Below are 5,235 nucleotides of genomic sequence, written 5' to 3'. Positions count from 1 at the left end.
CGGAGACCTTCGTAGCCCTGAAGCTCTTCATAGACAACTTCCGGTGGGAGGGAGTTCCCTTCTACCTCAGAACGGGAAAGAAGCTCAAGGAGAAGAAGACCCAGGCGGTTATAGTCTTCAAGGAGGTCCCCGGAAACTTCGGTCGCATCCTGGGGTGTATGCCGGCGAGCAACAAGTTCCTCTTTGAGATAGCCCCTGGAAGTAGCGTGCGCTTCTTCTTTGAGATGGCACCCCCCGAGGGATTCTTAGCCTGCCCCGTTGAGAGGAGCATGGAGATAGACCTTGCGGGTGAACTCGGCAGTTTGCCCGAAGCCTACGAGACACTGATTGAGGACATAGTTAAGGGAGACCAGACCCTCTTCATAAGGGAGGACGAGTCAGAGCTCGCCTGGGAGATAGTTCAGCCGATCCTTGACAGGTGGACTCAGGAAGACTCCATCCCGGAGTACGAACCCGGAAGCTACGGACCCGAAGAGGCTCAGAGGCTCGTGGAGAGCGATGGAAGGAAGTGGGTTCTCCTTTAAGGTGGTGAGCGGAGGGGAAGAGGAGCTCCTCGGAAAGCTCCTTGATCACTTCCTCGCTTTTGCGAAGGAGACGGTTGGGAAGAAGGGGGTATTTCTGTCAGCCCTCGCAGGGGGTAGGACGCCCAAGGGTTTTTATCACCTCCTTTCGGAGAGATACGAGCTCTGGGACAGGAGCCGGTTCTACCCAACCGATGAGAGGTTTGTCCCCTCCGAAGATGACCGCAGCAACTACCGTTTCCTGAAGGAGAGCCTCGGAGAGAGGGCAAGGCTCTACAGGGTAAAGACAGAGCTTTCCCTCAGGGAAGCCTGCGAGGACTTTGACAGAGCTCTTGAAGAGGCAGGAGCTATGGACTTCACCCTCCTCGGCATGGGGGAGGACGGACACGTAGCCTCTATCTTCCCGGGTAAGCTCTGCGAAAGCTGTGGGAGGAACGCCTGCACCTCAGCCTCCCCCGATGGTCTTGAGCGTGTGAGCATGAGCCTTGAATACCTGAATCTCTCCAGGAGGATAGCCCTGCTCGTTCTCGGTGAGAGGAAGAAAAGAGCCCTTGAGATGCTCCTGAAGGGGGAGGACATCCCAGCCACCAAGGTCAGGGGAAGGGAGGAGACCCTTCTCTTCACAGACCTTCTCTAAAACAGAACGACCTCAACCTCCTCACCCCTCTTTATCTCCTTCACACCCTCGTAGACCACCATATAGGCGTTCGCTTCAACAAGAGAGGTGAGCATGTGGGACTGCTGTTTCTCAAGGGGTTCACAGAGATACCCACCATCCTCAAACCACACCCTCGCCCTTGCGAACTCCCTCCTTCTGTCGTCCCTACGGCTGAAGTCCCTCGTAGTCTTAGCCCTGACCTTCTTCTTGAAGACCTCCTTGGCACCCATCATCCCCCTTATGGCTGGATAGACCAGGAGGTCAAAGGCTACGGCGCAGGAGACAGGGTTGCCCGGCAGTCCGAAGAAAAGACCCTTCTCTCCGTATGTGCCGAAGAGGACCGGCTTCGCCGGTTTTATACGGAGCTTGTGAAACTTTACATCAATACCCACGTCCTTTACAAGGTGCTGAACGTAGTCCTTCTCCCCCATGGAGACACCGCCCGTCGTTATGAAGATGTCGTACTGATGACAGCTCCTCAGAACCTCAAGGAGCTCCTCCGGCTCGTCGGGTGCTATGCCCAGCTGGTGGGGGAGCCCTCCCGCCTGCTGAACGAGGGAGTAAAGCATGTGGTGGTTTGAGCTCCTTATCTGGGAAGCCCTGACCTGAGGCTCTCCGAGCTCAAGGAGCTCGTCCCCTGTAGAGAGTATCCCGACCCTCGGTCTCCTGAAGACCTCAACCATCGCCCTGTTGACCGAGGCGAGCATGCCCACCTCGTAGGCTCTGAGCTCCTTCCCAGCCCTGATAACAACCTCTCCTTCCCTTATGTCCTCACCCCTGCGCCTTACGTTAGCCCCTCTCCTCAGCTCCTTCAGGATATAGACCCTGTCCCCCTCAGTCCTCGTGTACTCCACCGGAACGACGGTGTCCGCCCCTTCGGGTAGCGGAGCACCCGTGAATATCTTTACAGCGGTTCCCTTCTCAACCCTCAGGCTCTCCTCAGTGCCTGCTGCGTACTCACCCACTACCCTCAGCTGAGCGGGTCTCTCTTCGGAAGCTCCCTCTATGTCTTCGTACCTAACGGCGAAGCCGTCCATTGCAGAGTTATCAAAGAGAGGCTTGTCGGTGTCAGACCTCACATCTTCGGCAAGCACCCTTCCGAGAGCATCGTATATGAAGACCCTCTCCTTCCCGAGGATCCTCGTGTTCTCAAGGACTTCCCTCAGAGCATCTTCAAGGGGGGTAAGCTGGCTCATGGTGAGAAAATTATATATTGCAGAGTTTTCTTCAACCTATAGAATTATTCCATGGACCTGGAGATAGTTTCTAAAGGCAAGCACACCCTGCACGGCTTGAACTTCTACCTCTCTTACTTTGACGACGTGGCTAAGGTGCTTCCGAGGGAGGATTACTGCTTCATAGTGGGTGGCTGGGTCAGGGACAGGATTCTGGGTGAGCCAGTGGGACACAACATAGATGTTGACCTCTTGGTTACCTGCGATCCGGTCAAGGTAGCTCAGGACTTCGCCCGAAGGGTGGGAGGGCACTTCTTCGTCTTTGAGAAGAAGGGGCTCCTGATAAAGAGACCGGTTGTCGCCTCGGTTGTCCTGCACCTTCCACCCTACAGGTACAGGTTTGACTTCTCCCAGATAAAGGGCAAGGACCTGGAGAAGGCTCTGGAAGGGGACCTCAGGGATAGGGACTTCACCGCAAACGCGATAGCGGTGAACCTTGACGACGTTCTGAGCATAGGAGCAAAGCAGACCATAGTATTTGACCCCACGGGAGGTATAAAGGACCTTGAGGAGGGGCTCCTCAGACCCATCTCCTTGGAGAACCTCAAGAGGGACCCTGTCAGGATACTGAGGGGCTTCAGGCTTTCAGTGGAGAAGGAGCTGAGCCTCACAGAGGATTTCTACGAGTTCGTGGAGAAAAACAAAGGGCTAATAACGAAGGCTCCGGCAGAGAGGCTCACCCACGAGCTCTTCAAGATTATGAAACACCCTTCGGGCTCAAAGGTTATAAGGAAGCTATACGAGGTTGGGCTCTTAGAGGAGATAATCCCCGAGTTTGCCAAGCTCAGGGAGGTAAAGGACCAGGGGGAGCACCACATACACCCCCTTGACGAGCACACCCTCAGGATACTGGAGGAGGTTGAAAGGAGCATAGAGGAGAGGAGCAAGTACCTGAGCCTTGAGCTTCTCAAGGACTTCGGTTGCAGGCGTTTCCTGGGAGAGTTCACCGACGTTGAGCTCCTTAAGTGGGGTGCCCTTCTCCATGACATAGGAAAGCCGGACACCTTTGAGCTGAAGGAGGGGAAGGTGACCTTCTACAACCACGACAAGGTTGGCGAGCAGATAGTCAAGAGGATCGGGAAGAGGCTAAAGTGGGGAGAGGAGGCAACGAGCTTCATAGGGAAGCTCGTCCGATACCACCTGAGACCCTTCTACCTGAGGGAGTCCTTCCTGAAGGGAGAGCTAAAGAGGAAGGGCATGGTTAAGTTCTGGAGGGAGTGCGGAGAGATAGCTCCCCACCTCTTTCTCCTGTCCATAGCGGACGCTTACGCCAGCGGTGACAGCGAAGAAGAGATAAAGGCTCTCTTGGAGACCATAAGCGAGCTTGAGAGCTTTAAGAGGAACGAGCTGGGCGAAGAGAAGGTGAAGCCCCTCCTCAACGGACACGAGATAATGGCTATCCTTAGCATATCTCAGGGAAAGATGGTTGGGGAGATAAAGAGAAGGCTTGAGGAAGCCCAGATGGAAGGGATGGTGAGGACTAGGGAGGAGGCGATCCAGTTCATAAAGAAGGCTTACGAGGACATACTCAGCGCCGGCGGTGATGCTCATTAGCCTCCTTCTCCTCTTTCTTTCTTTAGCCCACGGAAAGCTCTACATCCTGTCAACAGAAGAGAACGAAGCCTCCTTCTCCGTCAAGAGGCTGGAGAAAGGCTTTTGCTTCAGCGGAAGACACTTTTACGAGGACAGGGGCTACGATGTCCTCCTTGGCTACTGCAACGGGAAGTGCAGGACCTACACCCTCGGTTCCGATGAGGACGACTACAGCTACACCTTAGAGAAGTATGGAAACCTCTGCCTTGCCGGGATAACCACTCTCCTGAGGGGAAGGATGGATATAGTCCTAGTCCTCTTCGGTGAAGGTGGAATGAAGGAGCTATCCGCCTTCGGGGGTGATGGGGACGATATGCTCTGGTACATGAGGAGGGTCAGAGGGGGCTACCTCCTCGTTGGAGGTGTTAAGGAGGATGACTGGGACATCTTAGTGATAAAGCTGGGGGAAGGGCTAAAACCTAAGTGGTGGAGGAGGTTCGGGACGGATGCTCAGGAGTACGCCTACGGCGTGGTGGAGAAGGGCGGAAGGTACTACGTTGTGGGAAGGAGCAACTACAGGGGAAACTGGGACGGCTTCATCCTCCTCCTATCGGAGGAGGGAAAGCTCCTTGAGTCCCACCTCTTTGGGAGCGAGAAAAAGGACTATCTCAGGTATGTGGGAGTGTACAGGGGGAAGGCCTTGGCTGTAGGGAGGTCTGAAGCCCTCGGAGACAGCGATGTTCTGCTCTACCTTCCGGAGGGGGACGGGTACTTCCTTTACGACGGCGGTGAGTTTGATTACGGAAGGGTATTTGAGGAGAGAGAAGGGGGCGTTCTCGTCATGGGGGATACCTACAGGGAAGGAGTGTCCGACGGGCTCCTGCTCTTTCTCAGAGAAGACTTCAGCCTCAGAGGGGCTTACAGCATCGGCGGGGATAGGATAGAGTCCATCAGATACCTTGATGGGGGATTGATAGCTGGCTACACCTACTCCTTCAGCCTTGACAACGATGTCCTCGTGGGCAGGCTCCCGAAGCTCTGCCCGGGCTTTATGAGGGAGCTTGATTTCAGGGAGGTAAAGGCTACCCTGAAAAGGCACCCCTACCCCCTTGAGGAGAGGGATTATGCCCTGAGAAGCTTGAAGCTGAACATCTCCCTTAGGGAGATTTACATGAAACTCTACAGCCCCTGTCAGGAGTAGATGAGAGCCTTCACCTTCGCAAGAAGGTCCTTTACCTCCTCCCTTATCTCACCCTCCCTCGGTTCGTCCTTGAGCTTTTCGTACAGG

At 55.0% G+C, this 5,235-nt stretch carries 4 protein-coding genes and 1 pseudogene; 4 read left to right on the top strand and 1 reads right to left on the bottom strand.

Annotated features, from left to right (window positions below):
- Positions 1-524, top strand: a pseudogene (locus AC1HCM_RS00050) (glucose-6-phosphate dehydrogenase); the annotation flags it as partial.
- On the top strand, positions 499-1,158 hold the full coding sequence (gene pgl / locus AC1HCM_RS00045; protein ID WP_479459729.1) for a 6-phosphogluconolactonase: 660 nt from the start codon (positions 499-501) through the stop codon (positions 1,156-1,158). The pseudogene AC1HCM_RS00050 and the gene pgl, both read left to right, overlap by 26 nt.
- On the opposite strand, the gene AC1HCM_RS00040 is transcribed toward pgl, so the two are convergent.
- Positions 1,155-2,375, bottom strand: a complete 1,221-nt coding sequence (locus AC1HCM_RS00040) for a molybdopterin molybdotransferase MoeA (protein WP_479459728.1) — start codon at positions 2,373-2,375, stop codon at positions 1,155-1,157. The two genes, pgl and AC1HCM_RS00040, sit on opposite strands and share 4 nt — an antisense overlap.
- A gap of 51 nt (positions 2,376-2,426) precedes the next feature.
- On the opposite strand from AC1HCM_RS00040, the gene AC1HCM_RS00035 reads away from it, so the two are divergent.
- Positions 2,427-3,968: an HDIG domain-containing metalloprotein gene (locus AC1HCM_RS00035; protein WP_479459727.1), complete on the top strand. Its 1,542-nt coding sequence runs from the start codon at positions 2,427-2,429 to the stop codon at positions 3,966-3,968.
- Positions 3,958-5,148, top strand: coding sequence for a hypothetical protein (locus tag AC1HCM_RS00030; protein WP_479459726.1), 1,191 nt, complete (start codon positions 3,958-3,960; stop codon positions 5,146-5,148). The genes AC1HCM_RS00035 and AC1HCM_RS00030 overlap by 11 nt, the downstream gene beginning before the upstream one ends.
- Positions 5,149-5,235 lie beyond the last annotated feature (87 nt).

Source organism: Hydrogenivirga sp., from assembly GCF_056450045.1.
Note: the sequence above shows the minus strand (reverse complement) of the source record. Positions and strands in the feature narration are given on the sequence as shown.